Raw genomic sequence first — 24550 nt, 5'->3', positions numbered from 1 at the left:
GCCCGGACTCCGCCCGTCCGGCACAATTGCGCCTGACAGGCAGGAGAGACATGCAACCCACTCGGTGGCGACACAGCAGCGCCCATCTGGGTATCGCGGCCGCGGTGCTGGCGCTGGCCGCCGCCGTGGTGGTCGTGGCGGTCGTTGTGCTTCCGGACGAATCCGGCGCAGGTGCGCGCGTCGTGTCGCCGGCACCGGTGGCGACCGCCAAACCCGGGGTGGTTCCGGTCTCCGACGACGCCCCGGTGCCGGTCGGCAGCGCACTGGCCGCAGCCATGGCGCAGGCGCTGGCCGATCCGAATCTGGGCCGGCTCACCGGCCGAATCACCGATGCACTCACCGGCAAGGCGCTGTGGACCCAGCAGGAAGACCTGCCGATGCAGCCGGCGTCCACCAATAAGGTGCTCACCGCGGCGGCTGCCCTGTTGGCGCTGGATCAGGACACCCGGGTCACCACCCGGGTGACGGCGAGCGATCAGCCCGGAGTGGTGGTGCTGGTGGGTGGCGGCGACCCCACGTTGTCGACGGCCGAGGTCGGCCAGGACACCTGGTATCGCGAAGCCGCGCGCATCAGCGATCTGGCCGAACAGGTGCGACGTAGCGGGGTGAGCGTCACCGAGGTGCAGGTCGACACGTCGGCGTTCACCGGCCCGACCATGGCCCAGGGCTGGGACGCCGAGGACATCGAGGGCGGTGACATCGCCCCGATCGAGGCGGTGATGGTCGACGGTGGCCGCGTCCAGCCGACCACCGTCGAGTCCCGGCGATCGACGACACCCGCGCTGGACGCCGGAAAGGCGCTGGCCGCGGAGTTGGGCGTCGACCCCGACAACGTGAGCATCGCATCCTCGTCGGTGACCGGACGCGAGCTGGGCGCGGTCCGATCGGCACCACTGGTGGTCCGCCTCGGCGAGATGATGAACGCCTCGGACAACGTGATGGCCGAATCCATCGCCCGCGAGGTGGCCGCGGCGATGGGCCGGCCCCGCTCGTTTGCCGGAGCCGTCGACGCGGTGACCAACCGCCTGGCCACCGCCCACATCGCGGTCAGCGGAGCCAGCTTGCAGGACTCCAGCGGATTGTCGGTCGACGACCGGCTGTCGGCCCGGACCCTCGATGCGGTGGTGCAGGCCGCCGCCGGGCCGGACCTGCCCGAGCTGCGCCCGCTGCTGGACATGCTGCCGGTCGCCGGCGGCAGCGGCACGCTGTCCGAGCGGTTCCTCAACCCCAAGACCGGGCGCGGCGCGGCCGGCTGGCTGCGGGCCAAGACCGGCTCGCTGACCCGCACCAATGCGCTGGCCGGCATCGTCACCGACCGCGACCAGCGGGTGCTGACGTTTGCTTTCATCTCCAACGACGCCGGCCCCACCGGGCGCACCGCGATCGACTCGCTGGCCGCGGTGCTGCGAACCTGCGGATGCGGATGAGCGAATCCGACGTCGGCAGCGCGGTGGACTTCGAGTTCGCCGCGACGGTCGGTGGCTGGCTGGCACGGCCCGCACCGCCGATGACCGACTACACGCGCCGCCAGGTCATCGAGGAACTGCACGCCAGTGCCCGCGCTGCCGAACCGCTGGTTCGGGAGGTCACTGGTCTCGGCGAGGACGGCCCGGTCCCCGACGCCCGGGTAGTCGACCGGCGGCAGTGGATCGCCGCGGCCGCCGAATCGATGCGGGTGATGATGGGCGCCTCGGAGCGGCCCGCCGGTTTCCTCACCAGCCGGCTGACCGGGGCGCAGACCGGTGCGGTGTTGGCCTTCGTGTCCTCGGGCATCCTCGGGCAATACGACCCGTTCTGCGCGGGCGGTGGCGCGTTGCTGCTGGTCTATCCCAACGTGGTCGCCATCGAGCGCCAACTGCAGGTGACGCCGGCCGACTTCCGGTTGTGGGTCTGCCTGCACGAGGTGACGCACCGCGTGCAGTTCAGCGTCAACCCGTGGCTGGCCGGCTACATGTCGGATGCCCTGGCGGTCCTGACCGGTGACAGCAGCCCGGACCTCACGCAGGTGGTGGGACGGCTGGCCGACTACCTGCGGGGCCGCCAGAACGACGCCGAGTCGCCGGGCCCGTCGGGAATCCTGGGCCTGGTGCGGGCGGTGCAGTCCGAGGAGCAGCGCACCGCGCTGGACCAGTTGCTGATGCTGGGCACGCTGCTCGAAGGCCACGCCGACCACGTGATGGACGCGGTCGGGCCGCTGGCAGTGCCGTCTGTGGCAACCATTCGTAACCGCTTCGAGGAACGCCGTCAGCGCAGCCAGCCGCCGCTGCAACGACTGTTGCGGGCGTTGCTCGGCCTCGACGCCAAGATGAGCCAGTACACCCGCGGCAAGGCGTTCGTCGACGCCGTGGTCGGTCGCGTCGGCATGGACCGGTTCAACACGGTGTGGTCGGGTCCGCAGACCCTGCCGCTGCCCGCCGAGATCGAAGAGCCCCAGCGGTGGATCGACCGGGTGCTGTAGCCGCGCTGCGCGCCGCGCTGGGGGCGTTCGCCGAGCAGTTTCTGCCGCAGGGCGACCGCTGGGCGGTCGCGTTGTCCGGTGGACCGGACTCGCTGGCGCTGACCGCCGTCGCCGCCGCGATGCGGCCCACCACCGCGCTGATCGTCGACCATGGCCTGCAAGCCGGTTCGGCCCAGGTGGCGCAGACCGCGTACCGTCAGGCGCTCGAACTGGGATGCGTTGACGCGCAGGTAATTCCGGTGACCGTGGGAGTCACGGGCGGCCCGGAGGCTGCGGCGCGCGCGGCCCGTTACGCCGCGCTGGCCGATGCCCGCGGCCGGGATCCCGTACTGCTGGGACACACACTCGACGATCAGGCCGAGACAGTGCTGCTCGGGCTGGGCCGCGGTTCGGGAGCCCGGTCGATGGCCGGGATGCGGCCATATGACCCGCCGTGGTGCCGGCCGCTGCTGGGGGTGCGGCGGACCCAGACTGCACAGGCCTGCGCCGAACTGGGCCTGACGCCGTGGCTCGACCCGCACAACAGCGACGGCCGCTTCACCCGGGTCCGGCTGCGTGCCGAAGTGCTGCCGCTGTTGGAGGACGTGCTGGGCGGCGGGGTGGCCGAAGCGCTGGCCCGGACCGCGATCGCGCTGCGGGAGAACACCGAGCTCATCGATGGATTGGCCGAGCAGGCGCTGCCCGGCGCCACCGCGGGTGCCGCGTTGGATGCTGCTGCGCTGGCGACCTTGGCGGGCCCGGTGCGCCTGGCGGTGATCCGGCGCTGGCTGATCGACGGAGGCGGACGCGGCCTGACCGACCTGCAGATCCGCGCGGTAGACCGGCTGGTGACCGCCTGGCGCGGCCAGGGCGGAGTGGCGATCGGATCGGACCTGCGGGGACAGCGGCTGTTCGCGGTTCGCGGCGACGGGCTGCTCCGGCTGCGCAGCGAGCCGGTCTGAGTCGCGGGGTGGGAATTTCCTCCGCTGCAGTTGGTTGTCGAACTCCTGCCATGGCACGCTGTGCTGGTGGCTGCGATCTTGCCGGGGGGAAATCCCGAGTTGTACGCGGGTGACATCAAATCGGTGTTGCTGACCGAGGAGCAGATCCGGACCCGCACTGCCGAGCTCGCTGCGCAGATCGCCGCCGACTACGCCGAGGGCAGCGCCGAGAGCGGCGACCTGCTGCTGATCACCGTGCTCAAGGGCGCGGTGCTGTTCGTCACCGATTTGGCCCGGGCCATTCCGCTGCCCACACAGTTCGAGTTCATGGCGGTCAGCTCCTACGGTTCGTCGACGTCGTCGTCGGGGGTGGTGCGCATCCTCAAGGACCTCGACCGCGACATCAGCGACCGCGACGTGTTGATCGTCGAGGACGTCGTCGACTCCGGACTGACCCTGTCGTGGCTGCTGCGCAACCTGGCCACCCGCCGGCCCCGGTCCCTGCGGGTGTGCACGCTGCTGCGCAAACCCGACGCGCTGGGCGCCGGCGTCGACATCGCCTACGTGGGCTTCGACATCCCGAACGACTTCGTGGTCGGCTACGGCCTGGACTACGCCGAGCGCTACCGCGACCTGCCCTACATCGGCACCCTGGACCCGCGGGTCTATCAGGGCTGAGGCCCGCTAGCGGGGCGGCGGAGCTTAGATCTGGTGCATCGCCGGTTTGCGCCGGCCCCGCGACAGGAATCGAGTCACGCCCGCGATGCGCCCGATGGCGCCGCCGGCGATCTGCACATCCTCCGCCGTGCGGGCTCGCTCCGATCGCAGCTCGCCGTGGTAACCGGCATCCGTTATGGCCCCGCATAATTCTGCGATAGTCACGGTGGTGTCGGCGTCGACGGTGGCGGTCGCGGTCGGGAAGTCCACTGTGGCCCGAACTCCGTTGATCGAGTTCAGTTTCAGCTCGATATGTGCCGAGCACATGCGGCAGGTCATTCCGGTTACGTCGATTTCGATCCGTCGAATGTCGGACAAGGCTTCTCCTTCGTCAGGTCCTCTATGAGTGGTCGTCGGGCAGGGCCGTCCGGTTCCGACGAACATCCGTGACGCACCAGTTCGGGCAGCGACGAAACCGTGGCAGTCAACGCGGTGACAATGTCGACCTCCACGGCGACAGTCGGGTAGCGCGCCAGGTACTGCGGGTAGGACTGTTCGCCCAGGCGCGTTCCGAGCGTGAGCCAGGCGTCGATGACAGCCCAGCGACGCGGGTTGTGTCGTGCCCAGTCGCTGTCATCGAGCTGTTTCTTCCACTCGTCGACGTCGCATTGACGGTTGCCGAACCGAGAGAGGAATTCCGAATACTCGACGGGCGTGCCCCGCAACACGGCGATGGTGCGGCCCAGGGGAGCCGAGAGCGTGCCCAGGATGGCAGCCGCTGTCGACCGGCCAATTGTTACTTCCTCGGTCAATGACACGGCCGGGTGAGTGCCCAGCGCCGCACATGCGTCCGCCAATGCGACCAGAATATCGGCGGAATCGCGCAGTTGGTGCGGTTCTCCCAGCACCCGCGGTAGCCGCACCAGGGTGAAGTCCAGATTCGGCACACTGCGCGCGACGATCAGCTCGGCCAGCGCCTTGGACGCCGCGTAGGGATAGGGCGCGGCACGCGGATCGACGACCTGCGGCGCAGTTACCTGCGCGTTCACCACCGACGTCGACAGCTGCACCAGCCCGGCGCCGTAAGCCGCGCAGGCCGCGACGATGTCCGCTACCGCCACCACATTGGCAGGCCGCAACTCCCGGTATGGCACCACCACGTTGGTGTTACCGATGGCATTCACCACGGTCGCAGCTGCAGTGGTGCGTATCAGGTCGGAAATTCCGTGTGGAGCGATGCGTTCGATGCGAATGCCCTCGACGCCGGCCAGTGAGCGCCAAGGGTCGGCGTCCGGCAGGTTCGATGTGGTTGCCAGGATCAGCTCGGAGGTGAATCCCTTGGCGCGCAATTCGCCTATGGCGCTAGCGAATCCGGTACCGAGAATTCCGGAGGCACCCAGCACCAGAACGGCACCGCTCTCGCGGGGGAGGGGGCCGGGCATAAGGGCCGGCGCCGGCGCGGTCAGGCGGGTCAGATCGTCGTCGATCTCGGCGGCAGTGGCCTCGTCCAACCCGATACCGTCGGTGTACTCGAGCAGACGGCTCGCATTGTCGGCGCTGATCACGTCCAGCAGCGACAGGTGCCGGCCGAGGTAGCGGCGGGTGGCAGGCAGGATGCGGATCAAATCCAGGGAACCGATGCCTTCGGCCAGTAACGAAGAATGAGGCTGCAATTCGCGGTCGAGGCACCGACTCCAGAGTTCGGCCAGGCCCGCCGCTTGCTCTCCTGCCTTCTCGGTGCTTTCGATTCGGGTCTTGGGCAGTCGGTCGAAGTCGACTTTGCCGCCGGGCTTGCGTGGAATCTCGGCGACCCCCGACACCACGAATCCGGGTACTCGGGCAGCCAGCAGGATGCCTCGAATCCGTTCGTGGGCTTGAATATCCTGTGCTCCGACGCGGGTGAGCAAAGTCTGAAACCACACTCCGAGCCGGGTCTCCTCGGGCTCGACGGCGACATCGCAGACCGCGGGGTCCTCGGCGATGAGTCGGGTGATCTCGGCGGTGTCGACGCGCCGTCCGGCGAGCTTCACGACGGCATCCTGGCGGCCAGCAAAAACAAGAAATCCCCGACGGTCCCAGGTGGTGCGGTCGGCGGTGGCGAACGCGCGGCGTCGGGTCCCGTCGGCGTCGACCACGGTGCCGAAGGCGCCGGACCTGCCCAGATAGCCGGTCGAAACCATATCTCCGACAACGATGATCTCGCCGAATGCGACGAATACCGTTTTCGGAACTATCGGGCGACCAACCCGCGGCCAGATGTCCGATTCGATGACGGGTCCGGGACCACTCAGCGGCAGGTACGTCACCACCACAGTGGACTCGGTCGGGCCGTAGCTGGAAATCAACGCGATATGCGAAACACCAACGGCTGCACGCCACTTTTCGAGCGCCCGTCGGCGAACAGCTTCGCCACCGATCACAATCTGGCGCAACCCGGATGCTGTCAGAATCTTGAGCAACTCCGGTTCCTCGCAGCACAGATGCCAGACCGCGGTGGGCAGGTCGAGGATGGTCGGCCGGTGCCGATCTAAGTCGTCGCCCAGTTGCAGCAGATTGCCGGTTCGTACCGCTGACGACCGAATCAGATTCGCACCGCACTGGGCGGCACCGAAGATCTCCTCAACGCTGATGTCCGACGTCAAGGGCGCGCACTGCAAGACGGTATCGTGCGACTGCCATCCGTAGGCGCCGCGATGTCCTTGGCAGAAGAGCGCAAGCGCCCCATGGGATATCGGGACCAACTTGGGAACTCCAGTGGACCCCGAGGTAGGCATGACGTAGGCGATCCTGTTCGCCAACATGGGGTCGTTGCGGACCCGACGGAGGCGGTCGCCGACTATCGCCGGATCTGCCACGGGCGCGGCCGTGGCTACGTCGATGACCCGGGACGAGACGTCGCCTTGCGCTGCGATCGCGTTGGCGCGCTCGGTGAGATCGTCCGCGATGTCGCAGACGCTGTAGCCACAGCCGGCCAAGTGACAGGCGAACAGGAGATCCAGGGTCTTGTCGGTGTGGTCGTCGGCGAGAACCAGCACCTCACCCGGCTCGACTTCGCTGGTGACCAACCAGCTGATCCATGCGTCGACGTAACGACGGCGTCGGCGCCAACTGCCGACGTCGGCGGCCGTGTCCAGAAACCAAGCCGATGGGGTCTCGGCGTTAGGCCCGGCTGTGCTCTCGGAAGGCAGGCAGCTGCCGTCCGAACAGACCTCGAGCCAGGCGCCGACGCTCATCGCGACCGGTCGATCCCATCCGGTCGGGAACCTGCGCAGTGCTTCGGCGATCAGCTCTGCGGTTCCCGTGGATTCGGCACCCGCTTGCGGGGGGCCGCCATCCCAGATCGACAGGCCCAGTGTTCGGCCCAGGTCGTCGTGCACTACCGCTACGGTGGGGCACTCGATCGGCCCGATGTCGGTTGTCAACGGCGGGCCGTCCAGGAATGGACGCAGTTCGGGCGCGCAGGGCTGTTGTAGGTAGTTGAGCGCTACCGCCTCCATCTGCGGTGCCCGGCTGGTCGTCAGATATATACGGCGATAAAGCTCTTCGCGAAACCAGCGGCGACGTACTCCCTTCACATAGCCGCGGTCTAAGGTGCTGACGAGGTCTCGCACCGAGGCGAACGCCGGAAATCGCACCGACTGGGCAACCGAATTGACCAGGCAGGTAGCCACATCAAGGTCGGGTTCCCCGAACCGATTGTCAACTGCGTGCACCACCGTGGCGTCGGCGCTGTGTCGACGGCTCGCATCTACTGCAACAGCTGCCGCCGTCACCAGTATGTGTAGCGGGATCTGCTGTTGTTCGGCCAGCGTCACTATCGCGTCGTAGCCGGCCCCGGTGATCTGTACCGATTCACGCAGCCGTCCTCGCTGCGCGCTGCCTGAGGCGGACGGCGACTGCGGTTGGCCGCCGATGTTGACGTCGGCGGCGAGTTCCCGCTGGACCGATTCGGTCAGTCGATGGTGTGCTGCGCGGACCTTCTCGGCTTCCCGGCGATGTGCCTCGGCGAGCCGGTCCAGTCCGGCTGCGACGTCGGGCATCTCGCCGGATCGATTCGACAAGAACCGGCCCAGATCGGCTTCGATCAGTCCGGTTGCGCCGCCGTCGAGCAGAATGTGATGGGCGTGCACATCCAGCCCGACGACTTCTCCGCTCGCGCCGGTATGCACAGTGTGGCGCACCAGCGGCCGATCGAGGATGCCCGAATCCCACTCGTGGAACAACGGATCCACGTCGGGACCGGCAATCCGCACCAGCTCGTCCACTGCGAGCCGCGGCACCAGGTCCGGGTACTCCGACTCGGTCTCCTCCAGCACGCACAACTGCACCGGGTTGTTGCGGACGCAGGCCTGCAACGCGAGAAGAAATTCTCGAAGCGGCGCTGGACGCAACCGGTAGCTGCGACCGATCAGATACAGCGTGGGATCCCCATCCTGCAGCACCCCCCGGTAGATGTTCTGCTGAGAGACGGACAGTGGAATGCGCCGCGCACGTGCCGAGTCAGGTGTACTCACCGGAATCTCCCAATTCGGTAACCCAGGCGGCGATCGAAAGATCGCGCGCCAAGCGAGCCGGAAGTTCGGACTCGCGGTCCACCCCGAGTCGTTTCATCAGCAGAACGAAGCGCACCGAATCCAATCCGAGGTCGCGTAGGTCGGTGGCGTCACCGTCGAGGAAGTCGCTCTCGTCGAGGTAGAGCACGTCGCAGACGGCGGCCAGAATCCGCTGCCGTACAGGATCACTCACGTTCGCGTGCATCGATCGCCGCGGCCAGCGACATGCGCATGACCTTGCCTGATTGGGTTCTGGGAATGCTGGTGACCAAGACGATCGTCGACGGACGCGCAGCAGCCTCCACCTCGCTGCGGTATCGGGCCGCGATCGACTGCTTAAGGGCGCGGGCGCCTGCCTCGTCCAGATTCTCCGCGGCGACCACCGCCAGCCCTACCAGCGCACCGAACTCCGGATCGGGAATCTCGTAGCAAGCGGCGTCGCGGACACCGGTGACCGATTCCGCGACCCGGTCGACCTCATCGGGAGCCACGTTGACGCCGCCGCAGATGATCATCTCCGACGCTCGCCCCCGGATATAGAACAGACCGTCGCTGCCCGCGTCGAGCAGGTCGCCCGTGTTGACCCACCCGTCGCGCAGCGTTTCGGCGGTGCGATCGGGGTTGTTCCAGTATCCGAGCATGTTTGCCGGCGATCTGATCCACAGGGTGCCCGACGCAGCCGAAGGCCCCGTTGGCCCACTGCCGTCGCCGTCGAGATGGACCTCTACCCCCGGATATGGCCTGCCGACAGCACCCGCCTCGATGGCATCGATCGAGCCCGGCCCGGTGGGAAGACACAGTGCGGTGCAACCGGTTTCGCTCAGACCAAAGACCTGTGCGGTTCGGACCCCGGCAGCCTCGACGAAATGTACGTCCGATGCGATAGCCCTGGATCCGCCGTAGCCCAGAAAGCGCAGCGAGGCAGGCACCGGTGCTCCGGTCGCCTTCAATTCGGCCACCAGGCGTGACAGCAGCGTGGGGACCAGACAAACCGTGGCGATGTCATTGACCGAGAGGATCTCCAGCAACGACGCACCTGTCTCGCCACCGGTGACACATGACACTCCCTGCATCAGGCAATTCAGGATCCACCACAGCCCACCGATATGCGTTGCCGGCAACGGCGAATACGCTGTCTCGCCGATCACCCAGTCGATCCATGTCAAACCCTCTGCTCGCAGAATGTCGGCCACGGCGTAGAAAGTTCGGTTGGCCAACAACACAGCCTTGGGTTCACCGGTCGTTCCGCTGGTGAAGATCATCGCTACTGGATCATCGGCAGCTCCCCTCGGATGACCCAGGCTCCCCGGCGGGTTGCGCAAAGCTTGACCGTCGGCAACCGCCAGTGTCGGGATCGCTGCCAGGCGATCCGATAGGCCCGTGGTGGGCATCCTGGTACCGACCGTGCGCAGCATTGCGGAGGGATCGGTGAGGTGGGCGAACCGATCGATGGTGGCCACCGGCAGATCGCCGTCAACGAGAACGGCAATGGCGCCGAGCCGGGCGCACGCAAGGACCGCGAGGTAGGTCTGCGGCCCGTTGTCGGAGATGACCAGCACACGCGATCCCTGCGATACGCCTTGCTGGTGCAATGCGCCGGCCAGCGCCTCCCACTCCGCGGCCAGTTCGCGGTAGCTCACCAATCCGGTTCCATCGCAACGGCGCAAGGCGATCGCGTCGGGCCGTTGGTGAACGTGTTCGAGAATGCGCTCCAGCATGCTGGAGGGGGCTTTCATCACCATGTCAGCGGGCTTGTTCTGGCTGGCATCCGGGGATGTTCAGGGCAGCGAGTTCAAACTCGCCATACGCCGAGCCGCCGTGCTCATCCCAGAACTCAATGGCGCACGGTACGCGCAGATACCGCACCGTGCGTTCGACGATCTCCAGGTTGTGGCAGTGCAACCGCGCCTGGAACTTGGTGGCATCAATCGGTCGTCTGAACCGTGACGACGATGTTCTGATGTACATGCTGGAGAGTTGGTGCTTGCAGTAGTCGTCGAATGTCCAACCGCGAAACGCGGGAATCACGCCGTCGGCGATGGCGGGCGCGAAAGCGCTGTAGGCGAGCTGATTGAAGCACAGCACCAATTCGACTGCGTTGAAATGGCCGGTGCTGCGGATGTAGGCGGATTCGGCGATCGAGAAACGTCCTTGAGCCAACACCGAATCGGTGTCAGCTTGGGCTTCGGCGTCGATCAGATACCGGCACCCCTTGTAGGCGTAGGGTTCCAGGATCTTGGACAAGAGGTTCTCGGCGATCGGGGTCGCGTCGGTCAGGGCCGGGGGCGTCGAGCCGGTGGTGCTCATGCCGGGTATCCCGGGGTCTTGAGACCGTCGAGCATTGTCAGCCGATAGGTCGTCAAGGTACCTGCGGAACTGCCGTGTTTGGCTCGATGCATCAGAACTCGGTTGTCCCACAAGATGATGTCTCCTACCTCGTAGTGTTGGGTGTGAATGAAGGGGTGTGTGAACTCGGGATCAAGTTGCCCGGTGGCGGCCATCAGCTCTTGGAGCACCGACGGGTCGAGCGCTCGGGATTCCTGGTCCTCAATTTTTGTGGTCCCCGACGCGCAGATGTAGAGAATCTCTTCACCGGTCTTCGGATGCCGGATCACGGTCGGCCATTTGATAGGCGGTGTGGTCCGGGTAATTTCGTCCCACACTTCCCCGATCGGTCGGTAAACATCGTCGGGACGGATTTTGATGTGCCGCCGTGGATCATGGGTGCTCCATGTTCCGCGGGCAGCGTCCTGTAGGGCGGCTGGTACCGACGCCCAGGCTTGGTTGAGGTCGATGAAATAGGTACCCCGGTCAGGTCCGGGAACCGTCAGGGGTAACACCATTGAGAACGCGAACGGCTCCGGCATGAACATGTAGTCGATGTGCCAGAACGCGCCGGTTCGTGGAACGCCTTGGTGTTCTTCGGTGGAGGATACGAAGATCTCCGGAAACTCGTGATGGTGGTACATGGATTCGTAATAGGGCACGATGTCGCCGATGATTCTGCCGAGCTGGAGGTACTGCTCCGGCGAGGGGTGAACGCCTTTGAGGATGACGAGCTTGTTGGCGTAGACGATCTCGCGAATCTCGTCGCGGGTGATGGTGCTCAGCTCATTAGGGTCAACCCCGGTGATCTCCGCTCCAAGACCGGTGCCTGTGACGGTCAGCGTCATCCGATCTGGCTTTCCTTGTTCATTCGTCTTTTCCGTCCTTCATCGGTTGTGTCAGTTGCTCTACCTGGTCGGAGGCGTACCAGCTGGTGGGCAACATGGGAACTCGCCGGATTTCGTCAGCGCGCCCCGTGAGCCCAGCGGCGCGGGTGGAGGCCACCACTGCTGCAATGGCCTCGGGTCTTTCGGTGGGGCCGGCAGCGGAGTCCGTAGCCATGAGAGGGCCATCGCCGGCCTGGAGAAACTCGTAACGATTGCCGTGCATACGAATCCGGCCGGTGCTGCGTCGGCTGCGTCGGCTGCGGGCATCGGTGGAGATAGCGCGCGGAGCGGTCGCACGGCTGGAAGCCGCAGCGCTGTTGGAGGCTGCCATATCGTCTTTGGGTCCGGTCTCGACGCCGGGTGGTCCCCAACCGGAGACGACGTAGTGGATCAGCGCGGTAACGCCGTCGACGCTCGGGGCGACGATGGGTGCGTTCGGTCCCGGTGCACCGGCGGTGCCGGCCAGGGCAGCGGAGGAGCCGGCCGCAGCGGGCGGTGCCACGATCGCCGCAACGGGAAGGTCTACGCTTCCCCCGCCGGCGCGTGGTGCGAGGATGTCCGGCCCCTGATTAGCGGTGATCTGTTGGCCGTTCAGCAGCGGTAGCAACTTCAAGGCGCTGAGCGCGCTGAGCGCGGGAGCGAAGAACGGCAACAGCAACAGGCCGTATGACGCGTAGTACGGGTACCACAACACGTCGTAGGCCACCAACGCGACCGCCGCCAGGAAGGTAGCGATCGCCGGGTTGAAACCGAGGTTCTGGAAGAAGTCCTCGAAGATGCGCAGCAGTTCTTCGACATTGCCGGCGTTGTTGAGAAGTTCGGTGATGACGTGCGAGAGTTCCTGCAGCCAATTGCCGTCTGCAACGCCTTCGGGGGAGGTGGCCGGTGCGGGATTGGAGACGATGGGGGGAGCGGGGCGGATCGGCGGTGTCGCTGCCACTGCCGCGGTGGCGGTGCCCTGATATACGGACATGGTCTCGGCTGCCTGCACCCACATCCGCGTGTAGTCGGCCTCGTTGGCGGCAATCGGGACGGTGTTCACGCCGAAGAAATTTGTGGCGACCAGCACCGCGTGAACCGCGTGGTTGGCGGCCAGTTCTTCGAGACTGGGCATTGCGGCCACCGCGGCGCTATACGCGGAGGCAGCCGTCTGGTGTTGTGCGGCAGTCGTGGCACTGTCGGCGGCCGCTTGCTCCAGCCAGGTCAGATACGGCGTGTGCGCGGCCAGATAGGCCGTTGCGCTGGGGCCCTGCCAGGAGCCGGTCTGCACCCCGGCCAGTACCTGGGTCAGTTCGGCGGCGGTGTCGTCGTAGATGGCGCTGAGCTGCTGCCATTGTGCGGCGGCTGCCAACAGAGGTCCTGGCCCTGGGCCAGTGGCGAGCATGGCGGAGTGCGCCTCGGGAGGCATTGCCATCCAGATCGGGGCGGTCAGGATGGCACCTCCTCTGATGTCGTGGATTCCGCGGAACGCAAGGCGCGGGCCAGTTCCCGCCAACGAGGTGGTCGGAGACGGGAATCGAAAAGTTCCGGTCGATTGCGGTTAGATTTCTCGCAGCGACCCGCGGGGGTCCGGCGGGTACGGTCTGAAGGCGTGCCAGTCATTGACGCTCGTCATCTCGATGGGATATCGGAGACCGCGCTGCTGACGTTGTATCAGCGGGCAGCCGAGGCGAAGCGGTCTGACGGGCTGATCGTTGACCCGATGGCGATCGAGCTGTTCAACAGCCTTGAGTACGACTACGCCGATTTCGGCAGGACTCACCAGGCCACCGCGATGCGGGCGTTGGTGTTCGACCAGGCCACGCGCGAATACTTGGCGGTGTATCCGCGCGCCACCGTAGTCGCCCTTGCCGAGGGTTTGCAGACCAGCTTCTGGCGGGTCGACAACGGTCAGTTACGTTGGCTTTCGGTGGATTTGCAGCCTGTGGTTCGGCTGCGACAGCAGCTGTTACCAGAATCGAGCCGGCTGCGGTACTGTGCCCAGTCGGCGCTCGACTACTCCTGGATGGACGAGGTTGGCGATTCCGCCGATGTGTTGATCACGGCCGAAGGGCTGCTGCAGTACCTGGACCGCGACGCGGTGTTCGAGCTGTTCGCCGCCTGCGCCCGGAGGTTTCCCGGCGGGCGGATGATCTTCGACAGTGTGCCGAGGTTGTTGAGTGCCTACTCACGCTCGCGCCGTGGCTTCAAGCTCAGCGACAACTACACAGCGCCACCAATGCCGTTCTGGTTCACTGCAAATGACTACGACCAACTGCGTGCGGTGCCCGGGGTCAGGGCCGTCTCCGAGCTCGGCATGCCGCGCGGACGGGGCAGGGTGCTTGGCGCGGCGGTTCCGCTGATCTACCGTACGCGTGGTCTGGCGAGGTTTCGTGCGCCGACCACTCTCGTCGAGTTCGGTCGGCCCTGAAAATTAGATGTACGTCACTTCAGAATCTCTTCTGAAGCAGGAACCAACCTCATCTGCCGCGCGACAAACTAGGCATGACACCGTCTCGTGACTCTCACTACCTTGTACCCCGCATCGACTTCTGTGGCCTCATGGCCGGAGGAACTGCCCTGGCCGTTTCCGGATTGATCGCGGTAAACCCAGTGATGCCAGCGCTTCCCGTCTCAGCGCCGCCGTCCGTGCAACTGACCGCGTCACTCGACCTGTTCGGGCCATGGGTTGACGTTTTCAACACCACGCTCGCCAACGCCACCCAGATCTTCGACGCAATCAAAGATGCTGACTTCGGGTTCCCAAGTTCTCTGCAAGAGGCTTTTGCCGCGGTGACCTTCCTCGGTGTCGACGTCGCTACCCCCGAGGGCTCGGAACTGGCGGCACAAACTCTGGACTGGAGCCATCTTTGGGGTCTGCAGTACCTGGCCGGAATGGACATGGGCATGGGGGTCGTGCCGGTAGAAGCCGCCGAGCCCGCGGCCACGATCCTGACGCTCTTGTCGTCGCCGTTGAGCGGCGTGCTGATGGGACTGGTCGGCCCGCTGCTCAGTCCCGGAGTGGAGCTGATCAACAGCATCGGGTCGATCATCGACAGTGTTGGTGACAGTGATTTTGAGGCGGCGCTGCAAGAACTGTTGGCCACGCCCGCGAACATGGTCGGCGCGTTCTTCAACGGGGCCACTCTGAACCTTGATGCGTTGGTTCCGATGTTGAACGACGCTTTGCAGGTCCCGGAAGGCAATGCGGTCCTCGGGGCCAGCTTCGATTTCGGCGGTCTTTTCACACCCGGAGTAACAGATTCCGGCAGCATCGGTGGTTCGATCTACAACTCGCTCGGTCTCGACCTGCAGATGGTAGGGATGGGAATGCCGTACTCGGCCCCGGGTGAGGGCGTTGGTCTCATCGCGTCGTTGGTCAGCCTCGTCGAAATGTTTGCGGGCGGGATGAGCTGACGAACGGAGTGTTCGTCAGGTGAGCGACGGAGGCGGGCGCCCTCAGCATCATTGGTACGCCCGCCTCTGACTCCCTTTCAATTCGGGATCATCGCCGAGCTGTCGGAGGTGTACTCGCCGAAGACTTTGCCGATTCGCTTCATCGCGGTGACCGATGATTGGGACGGCGAGTCGCCGAATCCATGTGGCGACGGCGGAGCGTTCTGCCTGGCGAAGCGGCACCGGTGCAGGCGAGGCGATCCCACGACCAGCAACTGTCGGTGGTTGCAAGTTCCCACGCTCGCAACCCGAACCAACGGGTCCCGTTAGAAGGGTGGTGGGTCGTCGTCTGCGGCGGCGGTGGCTTTGGGGAACCAGACGGCGTCGAATGCAGCGTGTCGCGCTTCGCGGGCCTTGCGGTTCTGGTTGCGTTCGGTAGCGATACGGGCCGCGCGGTGTTGGGCGCGGGTGCGCCGTCGGCGGGGCATCATCGCGGTGCGCTCACCACAGCGGTCATCGACGCGCTGCCGCGGTGTCGGCAGGCCCCCGGTGGGCACGCACAAGTACGGGAACAGCCACGAACTGCCCGGGGTGGTGACGTAAGTGCACCCCGACGGCGACGTCAGGATCACCGTGCCATCGGGCAACTGCTGATCTCGCCACCCCCAAAACGTCTTCACCAAATGATGGGTGCGGCAATAACATTTGAGATTCGACGCATGCGTGGGCCCACCGTCACCGTAGGCAATCGTATGGTCCAGATCGCAGTCGAGCGCCGGGCGGTCACAACCGGGCCAACGACACGTCATATCCCGGCACCGCACAAAATCCGCCAACGCCTTCGACGGCACATACCCCGGCTCCGGCGGAGCATCGCCGGGATGCACCAACGACACCAACCGGGCCGATCGGGCGAGCTCAGCAACCACCTCCGGCGGGATCAACCCCTCGGCCCCGACCAACGAGCCCGGCGCAACCCCAGTCCCATCGACGCTGGCCCGCTCAGCGATCACATGAATCAACACCGGTGAGGCCGCCGCCCGCCCTCCCGCCGCACAGTCCGGGCGCCCGCAGCGACAACCCAGCCGATCGGCCCGCGCCGCCAACGCCCCCATCGCATCGGCACGCCGCTGCTCACGCGTGCGCGGATCGTGCTCACACACCGTGGCGGCCAACGCATCCAGCGCCTTGTCCAGTGCACGGGCATCGGTGGTGAACAGGCTGCCGTAGATCTCGGTGAGCCCACCCTCTTGATCGCTGAAGCCGACCCCGCGCTGGGCTTGGCGTTCTTTGCGGCGGCGCACCGCATCGGCATCGGCCTGGGCCACGATCTTGTCGATCTTTGCCGCCAACCGACTCCTGGTCAGCGACGGCCACCGACCCACCTGCGCCGCCAACTGCCCATCAACGACCGCCAGCACCTGCCGGTCGGTGATCAACCCGGTGCGATACACGATCGTCTGAAACAACCGCATATCGATATCGCCGGCCTTGAACACCTCGGCCACCTGCGGCAACTCCTCACGCATCACCCGCGCGTAATGCAACCGACTAGCCGCCAGCCCCTGGCTGATCCGCAACGCCGCCGCCACCTCCGCAGCCACCGCCGCCTCGGTATCGACCGCCCACACTTCGGTCTCACCACAGCGACTCAACCGCAGCGCAAACAACTCCCCGATCGCCACCAACTGCGCCGCCGCCGCCCGATTCTCCGCCCGCGCCGACACACACACCCGATCCACCAACGCCGCCGACTCCGACGTCACCGACGGATACCGCCGCTCAAACAGCTCACTAAGCCGCGCCACCGACTCCGGAGACGGAACCCGCCGACTGATCGAACATACGTTCGATTATAGCGGATTCCACTGACTCAAACTTTCTGACAGGGCCGCCATTTGTGGATAACTGCCGTCACGGTCGGAAGGACTAAAGAGTGATCCGACCACGGATCAGAAGGTTAGGAGTCTTAGCTCAGCTCCCAGACCGCGGTCACGGTGAAGCTCACGGTCTGCTGACCGGGCTCGACCGGGGGAGCGGCGGCCATCGCGCGGGGCATCGGCATCCCGACCGGCGTCGGCGGCGTCTCGCCAGCGATCTCGGAGATCGAGATCACCTGGCCGAGGCGCAGGCCCGACAACTGGGCGTATTGTTCGGCGCGGTCCTTGGCGTCGTTGAAGGCCCGCTCCCGGGCGCCACGCACCAGCGCCGAATCGTCCTCGATGGAGTAGCTGACCCCGTTGATCCGGGTGGCGTCCCCGCCGGCTCGCACGATCACCGCCAGGACCTGGGAGGCGGAATCGCGCTCGACCTTGACCCGGATGGTGTTGCCGGCCCGGTAGCCGGTGATGTTGGCCGACCCGCTGGCGTCGGGATTGCCGTACTGCGGCTGCAGGCTGACCTGGGTGGTGCTGATGTCCTTGCGGTCCACACCGGCATCCACCAGTGCGTCGATCACCGCCTGCTGACGCTCGCTGGTCTGGTTCATCGCGCTGGTGACATCTCCGGCGACGAACTCGATACCCGCCTCAGTGGTCAGCGTGTCCGGAATTCCCTGGACCTCGCCGGTGCCCACCACGGTCACCTGGCGCGGGATGTCCGTTCCGCCGCCCGGCGCGGCATCGCAGCCGGCCATTGCGAGGGCGGCCACGCCGGCCAGCGCCATCGTCATCGACCAGCGGAGAACCATCCGGGCACTGTGTGTCGGCATGACTGGCACCCTATCGGAGACGACGCACACACCGGCGGAAAAGGCCCATGCGGCACACTGAGGTGATGACCTCCGCACCGTCGCGAGCACTGTCCAGCGCCATCGAGCCGTTCGCCGGCCAGGTGTACTTCTCCCCGGAGTGTCACCGCGGTTACGCGGCGCTCGGTTTCGGTGCCAGCCCCGCAACAACCGATGGGGTCGAAATGCCGGACGGGCCAGCGTACTTCTGCAGCCGCGGCTCCGCGCTGGGGCAGGCGCCCGGCGACGTGATCGCCGCGACGTTCGGGGTGTTCAATCCGGCGGTGGTCGTTCCCGCCGTCGGCTACGGCTGGAAGTTGACCGACGCGCCGACCATCCGGGCGGCGCGTACCGAAGGTGCGGTGGCTCAGCTGCGTCGGGTCTTGGGAGCAGCCCCTGACGGCATCGAGCGCGCGGCGGAATTGCTGCGCCGCGCTGCCGATGGTCTCTCGGTGGCGGGCAAGCCGCTGTTCGCCGGGCTGGTTGCCGACGGGCTGGTCGGCGAGCCGCTCACCGATGCCTGGCTGTTGGCTGACCAGCTGCGCGAATTCCGTGGCGACGCGCACGTGAACGCCTGGGTGGCAGCGGGATTCGATGGTGTCGAGATTGGCCTGATCACCGAGCTCTACCGCGGATTCCCGCCGCGCACCTACGTCCGGTCCCGGGCGTGGAGCGACGACGACTTGTCCGGGGGCGAGGCCCGGTTGGCCGAGCGCGGTCTGGCGCGCGACGGCGTGCTCAGCGATGCCGGACGCGCCGCGCGCGAGGCGGTCGAGACGGCGACCGACGCGGCATGTGCTCCGATCGTGGCCCGTCTCGGCGACGACTTCGGCGAATTGGTGGAACTGGTGGGCGGGTGGTCGAAGCAGCTGGTCGACGCCGGTGGCTTCCCGCAGGCGTGGCTGGGCGCTTCGGCTAAGGGGTAACCAGGATCTTGCAGTGCCGACCGGGGTCGGCCAGCTCGTCGAAAGCGGTGCCCACACCGTCGAGTCCGACCTCGCCGGTGATCAGCGGAGCCACGTCGATCCGGCCCTCGGCGATGTCCCGCAGTGACGCGGCGAACTCTGCCGGCTCGTAGGCCAGTACGAACTGCACGCTGATCTCCTTGGCGATGCCGTAGAACGGATGCACGGTGTCGGGCTCCATGCACACTCCGGCCACCACCAGGCGGCTGCGCGCCGGCGTGCGCCGCAGCACGTCGTCGATGATGCCCGGCACGCCGACCGCCTCGAAGACCACGTTCGGGGTGACGGTGTCGAACGGCGACCCCTGCGCCGGGTCGAGGGTGCGATGCGCGCCCATGATCGTCGCAAGGTCTCGCCGGGCGAGCGAATAATCAGCGGCCACAATGTCTTCCACCCCTGCGGTGCGCAAGGCTGCGACGATTGCCATCCCGATCGGTCCGCAGCCCAACACCAGCGCCGTCTCGCCGGCCACGATGTCGGATCTGTTGACCGCATGCAGTCCCACGGCCATCGGCTCGGTCAATGCGGCGTGGCGGGGATCCAGCCCGTTGGGGATCGGCACCAGCAGCGGAGCCGACAGCAGCATCTTCTCGGCGTAGCCGCCCAACGTGGTGTTGGAATAGACGATTGGTTCAATACCCTTGGCGGCCAACAGCACCGGGATAGAGGTAACGGGCGTTCCGGCGGGAAAGGTATCGGTGCCGGGGCCGGCTTCGAGCACTGTTGCGCTGAATTCGTGACCCATGAAGATGTCGGCGCCCAGATCGATCGATGCCCGCGAGGACGGGCTGCCGGACATGGCCTGCGTCGCGGCCAGCACCTGCTCGCCGTGCGAGGTGAAATGCAGGTCGGATCCGCAGATGCCGCAGGCAGTTACCGCAACGAGCACCTGGCCCGGACCCGGCGTCGGCTCTGGCACGTCGTCGCGGTAGATCATCCGCCCGTCGCGCAGCACCGCCGCGCGCATCAGTGCGAACTATTCGTGTCGGGGGGCGCGGACTCGGCCACATGCTCGACGACGGCGTTCGTGATCGCCTCGCCGACCCGGCTGAACAGTGTGTCGCGCATGCCCCGGGCCCATTCGTGTGATGCCTTAGGTGCGGTGAGTTGGCCCTTGAAGTGGGGAATCACCTTGCGGGCCAACAGCTCGTAGCTGTGATACGTGGCCTCGGGTGAGGCCCAATCATGCCCCAGGAACAGCAAGGTGCCGAAGCCACCGGAGCGCTCCAGCAGGCCGGTGATGTGTTCTATCGCGTCATCGGGGGTGCCGATGCAGCTACTCCCGGCCGCGGCGTAGGCCTCGACGAACTCGGTCGGCGTCTGCGGCGAGCCTTCGACTTCGCTGGCCAGCGGTACGAACCCGGCTGCGCCGAAGTAATTGGCGAAGTCCTGCAGTCCGTAGGTGCAGTCGGCCACCGCCTGCTCGCGGGTGTCGGCGATGTGCATGATGCTCAGCACCCGCCAGTCACCCCGGTCCGGTTCCTCGCGGCCGGCCTTGGCGGCCTGGTCGCGCACCACTTCCCAGGTGTTCTCCAGGGCCGCGAACCCGCCCGGAACCGACATCGACAGTGATAGCAGTGAGGTGCCCAGCGCACCGGCCAACCGCGGCCCGGACGGCGAAATCATCGCGGCTGCAGAGACTTCTGGATACGGCCAGGTGTAGGGGCGAATGTGCAGGGCTGCGTCACGCAGGGTGAACCAGTCCGAATGGCGAGTGATCAATTCGCCCGGCTCGGCCCGGAACAGCGCCAGGATCGCCTCCAGGGACTCCTGCATCATCCGGCGCTGCTCGACGGGATCGATGCCCATCATGTGAGCATCGGTGGGCAGCGCGCCCGGTCCCGCGCCGAACATCACCCGGCCGCGGGTCAGGTGGTCCAGCAGTACCCAGCGGTCGGCCACCATCAACGGGTGGTGATACGGCAGCGAAACCACGCCGGTGCCCAGCCGGATGTGTTTGGTGCGTTCGGCAGCGGCGGCAATGAACACCTCGGGGCAGGCGATCAGCTCGTAGCCGCCGGAATGATGCTCGCCGAACCACGCTTCGTCGAAGCCCAGCCGGTCCAGGGCGACGACGCGCTCCAGGTCGTATTCCAGTGCGACCGTTGGCGATTGACCCAGCGCGTGAAAGGGGGTGATGAAGACGCCGAAACGCAGCGGCCGGGCGGTCACAGCTGTACCCCGCTCAGGAAGTCCAACAGCTCCGCGTTGACCTCGTCGGGCCGCTCTTGTTGCAGCCAGTGTCCGGCGCCGTCGATGATCACCTCGCGGTAGGGGCCGGTCACCAGCTCGGCGGCGCGGTCGCGGCGCGTGAAGGCCAGCACCGGATCGGCGGACCCGGCGATGAACAGGGTGGGAATGTCGATGGTGGCGGCGGGCGGAGCGGTCATGATCTCCCAGTTGCGGTCGAGGTTGCGATACCAGTTCAGTCCGCCGGTGAACCCGGTGCGGGTGAACTCGGCGATGTAGTGGTCCAGTTCGTCGGCGCTGATCCAATCCGGACGCGCCGTCGGCTCGGCAAGCCGATCGATGAAGCCCATCGGCCCGGGAGCCGTCATCAGCAATGCCGATTCGCGATCGCCCGGACTGAGGCTGCCCATCATCCGGCGTATGGTGCGCGCCGGATCGGAATCCAATTCCGCGTCGGCCACGCCCGGCTCCTGGAAATAGAGCATGTAGAAAAAGTTCTCGCCGAAGATATTGCGGAACGCCTCCGTCGGAGGGGCTTGCGGTCGGGGCACCGGCGGCACACTGAGCCCCACCACGCCGGCCACCCGGTCCGGGTGCAGCTGCGCGGCGCTCCACACCACGGAGCCGCCCCAGTCGTGGCCGATCCAGATCGCACTCTGGGCGCCGACGTCGTCCAACAGGCCGACCAGATCACCGGTGAGCGCTGCCATGTCATAGGCCACGATCTCGTCCGGTCGTGAAGAGCCGCCGTATCCGCGCTGATCGGGTGCCAGTACGTGGAATCCCGCGTCGGCCAGTGCCGGAATCTGATGGCGCCAGGAGAAGGCCAATTCCGGGAATCCGTGGGCCAGCAACACCACCGGGGCGCCTCTCTCGCCCGCCTCGGTGACCCGCAGCGTCACGCCGTTGGTGTCGACAAATCGTTGAGTTGCTCGTTCGATTGCGGGAGCCACCGTCACACCAAAGCACAACCGGACCGCTATCGAACAGGGTTCCCGAGTCCGGCCAGGCAGGTTAACCGCAAGGGACGGTAGCCTGAACATGCCCAGCTGCATGTATTGGAAGGATTTGGCCGCGCCCGGCCGATGTCTGATGAATCGCAAAAACGTGATCCGCACCGTAACCGCGATCGCAGTGGTGTTGCTGCTCGGTTGGTCGTTCTTCTATTTCAGCGATGACACCCGCGGATACAAGCCGGTCGACACCTCGGTGGCGGTGGCCCAGATCCACAGTGGCAACGTCAAGAGCGCCCAGCTCGACGACCGCGAGCAACAGCTGCGCCTGGTCCTGAAGACCCCGCTCACCAGCGTTGAGGTGACCGACAAAGCCAGCAAGGCGGGTAAAGCCGACAAGCCTGGCCGGGCCGAGAAGGTCGACAAGCTGATCACCAAGTACCCGACCGGGTACGCAGTTCCGCTCTATACCGCGCTGACGGCCAAGAAGGCCGAGATCAACACCGTGGTGAACCAGGGCAGCCTGCTCGGTTCACTGCTGATCTACATGTTGCCGATGTTGCTGCTGATCGGCTTGTTCGTGATGTTCTCCCGAATGCAGGGCGGCGCCCGGATGGGCTTCGGCTTCGGCAAATCGCGGGCCAAACAGCTGGGTAAGGACATGCCCAAGACCACCTTCGCCGACGTCGCCGGCGTGGATGAGGCGGTCGAGGAGCTCTACGAGATCAAGGACTTCCTGCAGAACCCGGGTCGCTACCAGGCGCTGGGCGCCAAGATCCCCAAAGGCGTGCTGCTCTACGGCCCGCCCGGCACCGGCAAGACGCTGCTGGCCCGCGCGGTCGCCGGTGAGGCCGGCGTGCCCTTCTTCACCATCTCCGGCTCGGACTTCGTGGAGATGTTCGTCGGTGTCGGCGCCTCCCGAGTACGGGACCTGTTCGAGCAGGCCAAACAGAACAGCCCCTGCATCGTGTTCGTCGACGAGATCGACGCGGTCGGCCGCCAGCGCGGCGCTGGACTGGGCGGTGGGCACGACGAACGTGAGCAGACCCTCAACCAGTTGCTGGTGGAGATGGACGGGTTCGGCGAGCGCGCCGGGGTCATCTTGATCGCGGCCACCAACCGGCCCGACATCCTCGACCCCGCACTGCTGCGGCCCGGCCGCTTCGACCGTCAGATCCCGGTGACCAACCCCGACATCGCGGGGCGGCGCGCGGTGCTGCGGGTGCACTCCAAGGGCAAGCCGATCGCACCCGACGCGGACCTGGACGGGCTGGCCAAGCGCACCGTCGGTATGTCCGGCGCCGACCTGGCCAACGTGATCAACGAGGCCGCGCTGCTGACTGCGCGCGAGAACGGCACCGTGATCACCGGCGCGGCACTGGAAGAAGCGGTGGACCGGGTGATCGGCGGTCCCCGCCGCAAGAGCCGGATCATCAGCGAGCACGAGAAGAAGATCACCGCCTACCACGAAGGCGGCCACACCCTGGCGGCGTGGGCGATGCCCGACATCGACCCGGTCTACAAGGTCACCATCCTGGCCCGCGGCCGTACCGGCGGGCATGCGGTCGCGGTGCCCGAAGAGGACAAGGGGCTACGCACCCGCTCGGAGATGATCGCCCAGCTGGTCTTCGCCATGGGTGGGCGCGCCGCCGAGGAATTAGTGTTCCGCGAGCCGACCACCGGCGCAGTCTCCGACATCGAGAAGGCCACCGCGGTCGCACGCGCCATGGTCACCGAGTACGGCATGAGCGCCAAGCTCGGCGCAGTCCGCTACGGCAGCGAGCACGGCGACCCGTTCGTGGGCCGCGCTATGGGCACCACCCCGGATTACTCCCACGAAGTGGCCCGCGACATCGATGACGAGGTCCGCAAGCTGATCGAGGCCGCGCACACCGAGGCCTGGGAGATCCTCACGGAATACCGCGACGTCCTGGACGTGCTGGCCGGCGAGTTGTTGGAGAAGGAGACGCTGCACCGCGCCGACCTGGAGAAGATCTTCGGCGACGTGAACAAGCGGCCCCGGCTGACCGCGTTCGACGACTTCGGCGGGCGGGTCCCGTCCGACAAGCCGCCGATCAAGACCCCCGGTGAGCTGGCCATCGAGCGGGGCGAGCCGTGGCCGCAGCCGAAGCCGGAGCCGGCGTTCAAGGCCGCCATCGCTCAGGCGTCGCGCGAGGCGGCCGCCCGGGCAGGCGAATCCGGCCCCAACGGCAGCAACGGTGTGCCCGCCGGCGGTGACGCGGGCACCCAACCCGACTACGGGGCCCCGGCAGGCTGGCACGCGCCCGGTTGGCCACCTTCGCAGCAGCAGGCGCAGGCCCCGCAGCAGGGCGGCTACTGGTACCCGCCTCAGCACTGGCCGCAGCAGGCCTACCCGCCCGCTCAGCACTACCCGCCCTATCAGCACCAGCCCCAGCCGTATCCCGGTGCGGGTCAGCCACCGCCACCGCCGGCATCGTCCGGTGAAGCGGACGGCGGCGGTCACGGCACGGAGAACAACCGGTCCGAGCAGCCGTCCGGTGACTGAGAAAGCGGGGTC

At 66.6% G+C, this 24550-nt stretch carries 20 protein-coding genes; 8 read left to right on the top strand and 12 right to left on the bottom strand.

The genetic code is table 11. The features are described 5' to 3' along the window. Positions 1-50 precede the first annotated feature (50 nt). Genes dacB through hpt form a run of 4 tightly spaced genes read left to right on the top strand, consistent with a single transcriptional unit; the run spans position 51 to position 4056 of the window. Positions 51-1427, top strand: a complete 1377-nt coding sequence (dacB, locus tag ACKY0X_RS20495) for a D-alanyl-D-alanine carboxypeptidase/D-alanyl-D-alanine-endopeptidase (protein ID WP_409427490.1) — start codon at positions 51-53, stop codon at positions 1425-1427. After that, positions 1424-2458 (top strand): zinc-dependent metalloprotease, encoded by a 1035-nt coding sequence (locus ACKY0X_RS20490; protein ID WP_409427489.1) that lies wholly within the window; start codon positions 1424-1426, stop codon positions 2456-2458. Before dacB ends, ACKY0X_RS20490 begins: the two co-directional genes overlap by 4 nt. Continuing rightward, the gene (gene tilS / locus ACKY0X_RS20485) at positions 2437-3399 is read left to right on the top strand and encodes a tRNA lysidine(34) synthetase TilS (protein WP_409427488.1); all 963 of its coding nucleotides are present in this window, start codon (positions 2437-2439) and stop codon (positions 3397-3399) included. Before ACKY0X_RS20490 ends, tilS begins: the two co-directional genes overlap by 22 nt. A 30-nt stretch (positions 3400-3429) precedes the next feature. Next, positions 3430-4056 carry a hypoxanthine phosphoribosyltransferase gene (hpt, locus tag ACKY0X_RS20480; RefSeq protein ID WP_409427487.1) on the top strand — a complete coding sequence of 209 codons (627 nt, stop codon included), beginning with the start codon at positions 3430-3432 and terminating at the stop codon, positions 4054-4056. Positions 4057-4080: 24 nt separating this feature from the next. On the opposite strand, the gene ACKY0X_RS20475 is transcribed toward hpt, so the two are convergent. The 7 genes from ACKY0X_RS20475 to ACKY0X_RS20445 are packed head-to-tail and all read right to left on the bottom strand — an operon-like array spanning position 4081 to position 13208. Then, on the bottom strand, positions 4081-4413 hold the full coding sequence (locus ACKY0X_RS20475; protein ID WP_409427486.1) for a heavy-metal-associated domain-containing protein: 333 nt from the start codon (positions 4411-4413) through the stop codon (positions 4081-4083). Then, positions 4380-8549, bottom strand: coding sequence for an AMP-binding protein (locus tag ACKY0X_RS20470; RefSeq protein ID WP_409427485.1), 4170 nt, complete (start codon positions 8547-8549; stop codon positions 4380-4382). The genes ACKY0X_RS20475 and ACKY0X_RS20470 overlap by 34 nt, the downstream gene beginning before the upstream one ends. After that, on the bottom strand, positions 8536-8781 hold the full coding sequence (locus ACKY0X_RS20465) for a phosphopantetheine-binding protein (protein WP_234784794.1): 246 nt from the start codon (positions 8779-8781) through the stop codon (positions 8536-8538). The genes ACKY0X_RS20470 and ACKY0X_RS20465 overlap by 14 nt, the downstream gene beginning before the upstream one ends. Then, positions 8774-10330 (bottom strand): fatty acid--CoA ligase FadD10, encoded by a 1557-nt coding sequence (gene fadD10 / locus ACKY0X_RS20460; protein ID WP_409427484.1) that lies wholly within the window; start codon positions 10328-10330, stop codon positions 8774-8776. The genes ACKY0X_RS20465 and fadD10 overlap by 8 nt, the downstream gene beginning before the upstream one ends. Before the next feature lies 1 nt (position 10331). Continuing rightward, positions 10332-10895 (bottom strand): FcoT family thioesterase, encoded by a 564-nt coding sequence (locus ACKY0X_RS20455; RefSeq protein WP_409427483.1) that lies wholly within the window; start codon positions 10893-10895, stop codon positions 10332-10334. Beyond that, a complete protein-coding gene (locus ACKY0X_RS20450) occupies positions 10892-11761 on the bottom strand; it encodes a TauD/TfdA dioxygenase family protein (protein ID WP_409427482.1) in 870 nt (289 codons plus the stop codon). The genes ACKY0X_RS20455 and ACKY0X_RS20450 overlap by 4 nt, the downstream gene beginning before the upstream one ends. A 19-nt stretch (positions 11762-11780) precedes the next feature. Next, positions 11781-13208, bottom strand: coding sequence for a PPE family protein (locus tag ACKY0X_RS20445; RefSeq protein WP_409427481.1), 1428 nt, complete (start codon positions 13206-13208; stop codon positions 11781-11783). A 183-nt stretch (positions 13209-13391) separates the two neighbouring features. On the opposite strand from ACKY0X_RS20445, the gene ACKY0X_RS20440 reads away from it, so the two are divergent. Beyond that, positions 13392-14210 carry a class I SAM-dependent methyltransferase gene (locus ACKY0X_RS20440; protein ID WP_409429717.1) on the top strand — a complete coding sequence of 273 codons (819 nt, stop codon included), beginning with the start codon at positions 13392-13394 and terminating at the stop codon, positions 14208-14210. A 131-nt stretch (positions 14211-14341) separates the two neighbouring features. Further along, positions 14342-15196, top strand: a complete 855-nt coding sequence (gene gjpA / locus ACKY0X_RS20435; RefSeq protein WP_409427480.1) for an outer membrane porin GjpA — start codon at positions 14342-14344, stop codon at positions 15194-15196. Between the two features lie 305 nt (positions 15197-15501). On the opposite strand, the gene ACKY0X_RS20430 is transcribed toward gjpA, so the two are convergent. Both ACKY0X_RS20430 and ACKY0X_RS20425 read right to left on the bottom strand, forming a co-directional pair. After that, a complete protein-coding gene (locus ACKY0X_RS20430; RefSeq protein ID WP_409429716.1) occupies positions 15502-17013 on the bottom strand; it encodes an HNH endonuclease signature motif containing protein in 1512 nt (503 codons plus the stop codon). Between the two features lie 131 nt (positions 17014-17144). Next, positions 17145-17885, bottom strand: coding sequence for an SIMPL domain-containing protein (locus ACKY0X_RS20425; protein ID WP_065040505.1), 741 nt, complete (start codon positions 17883-17885; stop codon positions 17145-17147). A gap of 65 nt (positions 17886-17950) precedes the next feature. Between ACKY0X_RS20425 and ACKY0X_RS20420 the strand changes: the two genes are divergently transcribed. Continuing rightward, on the top strand, positions 17951-18829 hold the full coding sequence (locus ACKY0X_RS20420) for an SCO6745 family protein (protein ID WP_409427479.1): 879 nt from the start codon (positions 17951-17953) through the stop codon (positions 18827-18829). Here ACKY0X_RS20420 and ACKY0X_RS20415 read toward each other — a convergent pair. From ACKY0X_RS20415 to ACKY0X_RS20405, 3 genes are read right to left on the bottom strand one after another with little or no spacing between them, the layout of a single operon-like run. Further along, positions 18819-19835, bottom strand: a complete 1017-nt coding sequence (locus ACKY0X_RS20415) for a zinc-binding dehydrogenase (protein ID WP_409427478.1) — start codon at positions 19833-19835, stop codon at positions 18819-18821. The genes ACKY0X_RS20420 and ACKY0X_RS20415 overlap by 11 nt on opposite strands. Then, positions 19835-21040 carry an LLM class flavin-dependent oxidoreductase gene (locus tag ACKY0X_RS20410; protein WP_409427477.1) on the bottom strand — a complete coding sequence of 402 codons (1206 nt, stop codon included), beginning with the start codon at positions 21038-21040 and terminating at the stop codon, positions 19835-19837. The genes ACKY0X_RS20415 and ACKY0X_RS20410 overlap by 1 nt, the downstream gene beginning before the upstream one ends. Beyond that, positions 21037-22011 carry an alpha/beta fold hydrolase gene (locus tag ACKY0X_RS20405; RefSeq protein WP_409427476.1) on the bottom strand — a complete coding sequence of 325 codons (975 nt, stop codon included), beginning with the start codon at positions 22009-22011 and terminating at the stop codon, positions 21037-21039. The genes ACKY0X_RS20410 and ACKY0X_RS20405 overlap by 4 nt, the downstream gene beginning before the upstream one ends. 139 nt (positions 22012-22150) lie before the next feature. Here ACKY0X_RS20405 and ftsH point away from each other — a divergent pair, with 139 nt between their 5' ends. Next, positions 22151-24538 carry an ATP-dependent zinc metalloprotease FtsH gene (ftsH, locus tag ACKY0X_RS20400; protein ID WP_409427475.1) on the top strand — a complete coding sequence of 796 codons (2388 nt, stop codon included), beginning with the start codon at positions 22151-22153 and terminating at the stop codon, positions 24536-24538. The last annotated feature ends 12 nt before the right edge of the window (positions 24539-24550 follow it).

It is taken from the genome of Mycobacterium sp. SMC-11 (assembly GCF_046250095.1).
GTDB lineage: Bacteria > Actinomycetota > Actinomycetes > Mycobacteriales > Mycobacteriaceae > Mycobacterium > Mycobacterium heraklionense_A.
The sequence above is the reverse complement of the archived record's forward strand: the minus strand, read 5'-3'. Positions and strand labels throughout refer to the sequence as shown.

Excerpts from the sequence above, each read along its gene's own strand:
- dacB (WP_409427490.1), top strand. The coding sequence starts at position 51 with ATGCAACCCACTCGGTGGCGACACAGCAGCGCCCATCTGGGTATCGCG.
- ACKY0X_RS20490 (WP_409427489.1), top strand. The coding sequence starts at position 1,424 with ATGAGCGAATCCGACGTCGGCAGCGCGGTGGACTTCGAGTTCGCCGCG.
- fadD10 (WP_409427484.1), bottom strand. The coding sequence starts at position 10,330 with ATGGTGATGAAAGCCCCCTCCAGCATGCTGGAGCGCATTCTCGAACAC.
- ACKY0X_RS20455 (WP_409427483.1), bottom strand. The coding sequence starts at position 10,895 with ATGAGCACCACCGGCTCGACGCCCCCGGCCCTGACCGACGCGACCCCG.
- ACKY0X_RS20450 (WP_409427482.1), bottom strand. The coding sequence starts at position 11,761 with ATGACGCTGACCGTCACAGGCACCGGTCTTGGAGCGGAGATCACCGGG.
- ACKY0X_RS20445 (WP_409427481.1), bottom strand. The coding sequence starts at position 13,208 with ATGCCTCCCGAGGCGCACTCCGCCATGCTCGCCACTGGCCCAGGGCCA.
- gjpA (WP_409427480.1), top strand. The coding sequence starts at position 14,342 with ATGGCCGGAGGAACTGCCCTGGCCGTTTCCGGATTGATCGCGGTAAAC.
- ACKY0X_RS20425 (WP_065040505.1), bottom strand. The coding sequence starts at position 17,885 with ATGCCGACACACAGTGCCCGGATGGTTCTCCGCTGGTCGATGACGATG.
- ACKY0X_RS20420 (WP_409427479.1), top strand. The coding sequence starts at position 17,951 with ATGACCTCCGCACCGTCGCGAGCACTGTCCAGCGCCATCGAGCCGTTC.
- ACKY0X_RS20415 (WP_409427478.1), bottom strand. The coding sequence starts at position 19,835 with ATGCGCGCGGCGGTGCTGCGCGACGGGCGGATGATCTACCGCGACGAC.
- ftsH (WP_409427475.1), top strand. The coding sequence starts at position 22,151 with ATGAATCGCAAAAACGTGATCCGCACCGTAACCGCGATCGCAGTGGTG.